This is a genomic window from Rhizobium favelukesii (assembly GCF_000577275.2).
Taxonomy (GTDB): Bacteria; Pseudomonadota; Alphaproteobacteria; order Rhizobiales; family Rhizobiaceae; genus Rhizobium; species Rhizobium favelukesii.
The window spans coordinates 1-2,639 of the sequence record NZ_CBYB010000027.1 but is presented as its reverse complement, the minus strand read 5'-3'; the positions used below and the strand labels follow the sequence as shown (position 1 = coordinate 2,639).

The window sequence follows — 2,639 nt, the reverse complement described above, 5'->3', positions numbered from 1 at the left end:
GAGCAGGCCTTTTCGAAGATCAAACACTGGATGCGGCACGCGCAGCGCCGAACAATTGACGAAACCTGGCGGCACATCGGCAGGCTAGTCGAAACAATCCAGCCCGACGAATGCGCCAACTATCTCGAAAACGCGGGCTATGCTTCTGTCAAAACATGAAATGCTCTAGTACTACAGTTGCATTTTGTGTCTTGTTTTGTAATGAGCGCTCATTGCATAGGCTTGATGCTTTCGTCGCCAGAGTGACCATGCGAGAACGAAGGCCGTCCTGATCGGCGGTCGCAGGAGGATCCGGGTGATCAGATAGCGGATCTCTGCGACACTTGGTAAGAGCGCAAGTTTGTTGGTCAGGCGGCGATTGGCGGGTTTGGACTCGTTTCGTTCGGTTTACCACCGGCGCTGCGGCGCAGGTCGGATCCCAACTTGGCGAGGAACGCTGCAGCCGCCATGACGAGCGTCATGTGGCGGTGCCAGGCATGCCAGGAACGGGCCTCGCAATGGTCGAGGCCGAGATCATCCTTGGCGCGCTGGAAGCACTCCTCGACCGTCCAACGCAGTCCGGCAGCACCCGCCAATTCGCAAAGCTCGGTTCCGACGGGTGCAAAAACAAAATAATAGGCGCGGATGTTGGGCTCGCGCGGGTTGCTGCGGATCAAGAGCCAACGCTCCCACTGTGGATCCGGGCGACAGCTAAGAGGGATGCGGGCCCAGTCATAGAGCCGCAAGCCTTTGGCGCCTTCGCCGGCGGCATGGCTCTGCCAAGCCTCCGGCTTCAACTCATCGGCCATGGTTTGAGGGTCGGTCTGCTCGATGCCTTGGTCGCGTACAAAGCGTAGACGATGATTGGAACGCACCGCCAAAACATAAGGCTGGCCGCGGCCTTCCAACATCCCGCGTAGCCGCGAATCCGAACCATAAAGCGCATCGGCCAACCTAAAGCATCGGCATCCCAATGGCTGCGCCCCAACAGCGACTGCATCCGATAAGGCCGCTCCAGCCCTGCCTGCTCGGCCATGAGCCAACCGGTCTTGCGCTCTACTCCCGACAGCACGCCATCAAGAAAGGCGCCACTCGACAATCGCAATTCACGACGACGAAAGATCGGCCCCAGTCGCTCCTTCAATGCATCGAGCTCGCGTTTCCATGCCAAAACCGACCCAGACCAGCTTGCGACGGACATGCATTTCCCTCCAGCTAAACGCCGAGAGTGAATCACGATTTCAAATCAAACGCAACTGTAGTACTAGGTTGGGAGTTTGAGCAGCGTGAACTCGAATATGAAATATTTGGCCCAAGCAACTTCCGTCGCCCTGCTCACTGCCGCCGCTGCGTCGGCGAACGAAGGTATGTGGATGCCGGGCCAGACCGGGCCCCTATCGCGGACCGCACCCGGAGCATTCATGTCGACAGTCGCTTCATCCTCTGGACCATTGACAAGATCGACGGCGCGACCCGGTTGCTCAAGGAAGGGGGAGTGCCGCCAATGTCGCGCTCCGGAGCGGGTAAAAGACCCTGGTAAACGACCAGCTGCGCTTTGGCAATTTGCGGTGCCAGGCGCGACGGCCGCCTACCACGTCAGATCAAAACTTCTATGCTGAGAGCGACGGCGCGGTACCCATATCGTTCAAGTTGCTCTCGAGGAGATCCTGACAACTAGGGCCGTCCAGCGCTGAGGACCTATGGGTTTGCCCCACCATGGTGGGCCGACCCGGCGTGGGCCGGGCCGCTGATGTGCCGGTTTGCCGGGATCTGCCAGGATGCACAAGGAAATCACCTTCACTGGGTCGGACTTTTCCCGCCTAGTGCGAGAGCGGCCGACCCAGGAGGCGGAATCGCAGCCGATGCGGGCGAGGCAGCCACAGCAGGACCATAACCCGGAGCTGAAGACGATCGAGGCGCAAATGGCGGCACAGCGAAGCCGCGAGCGCGACGACGACAATCTTCATCCTGTTCCGGGCGCGAGATGACCCCATCAAGCAGCGTGCTCTTTCGTCTGCCGGCAGCGCACTAAGTCAAGGCACTGCCTAAAGGCGCGAAGGTCGAGATCGAAGCCATCAGCACTCTCAGCCAAAGGAGATAGGTTCGCCCGCTGAGGAGAGAGAATGGGCCGTAGCAACGATCAAGCGTTGCTCCGGTTTTCTTGTGGGATACGCCGGCGTTTTGGCGCCGGCGACGTGCTTGTCGTCGTACGCGTCGACCGCCTAGCTTGTGACGTGCGCATTGAAACGCGGGCAAGCACATTACGCCCTGCGGATTCTGGATTTCGGCCACGGCGCTTCTGATTTCCACCACAGGAATAACGACCTTCGATACCATGGATTGGCGCATCACCTTCCTGATCGGGGCGGGCTTCTCGCAAAAGCAGTAGCGGCCCGTCATCCGGGGGATTCATGCGACAGCGGGCAATCCGGGGTTCTGGAGAAAAATCGGCTTTTTCTATCTCGGCGCAGCCCAATCTAGTATCAACAGGTCGCTGGTTCAATTCCCTTCAAGAGCGGCAACCGCAGCTAATTGCCCTTTCTACAATCGATGATCGAGCCGGCAGGCGGTTTGTGCGCCGGAGGTGCGAAAGCGGCCGAATGGAAATTGATGACGCTGACCTTAAGCGGACGAGTCTTAGTTAGTGCCCGTCCATAAAC

2 protein-coding genes and 2 pseudogenes are annotated in these 2,639 nt (G+C 59.1%); 3 read left to right on the top strand and 1 reads right to left on the bottom strand.

The features are described 5' to 3' along the window. A pseudogene (locus tag LPU83_RS28520) lies at positions 1-159 on the top strand (IS630 family transposase); the annotation flags it as partial. Positions 160-347: 188 nt separating this feature from the next. Here LPU83_RS28520 and LPU83_RS28490 read toward each other — a convergent pair. Next, positions 348-1,180 (bottom strand): annotated as a pseudogene (locus LPU83_RS28490) (IS701 family transposase). 27 nt (positions 1,181-1,207) lie between these two features. Here LPU83_RS28490 and LPU83_RS75310 point away from each other — a divergent pair. Together LPU83_RS75310 and LPU83_RS28345 are read left to right on the top strand one after the other, a co-directional pair. Further along, a complete protein-coding gene (locus LPU83_RS75310; protein WP_309475162.1) occupies positions 1,208-1,519 on the top strand; it encodes a S46 family peptidase in 312 nt (103 codons plus the stop codon). A gap of 238 nt (positions 1,520-1,757) precedes the next feature. Beyond that, positions 1,758-1,967: a hypothetical protein gene (locus LPU83_RS28345; RefSeq protein ID WP_024319242.1), complete on the top strand. Its 210-nt coding sequence runs from the start codon at positions 1,758-1,760 to the stop codon at positions 1,965-1,967. The last annotated feature ends 672 nt before the right edge of the window (positions 1,968-2,639 follow it).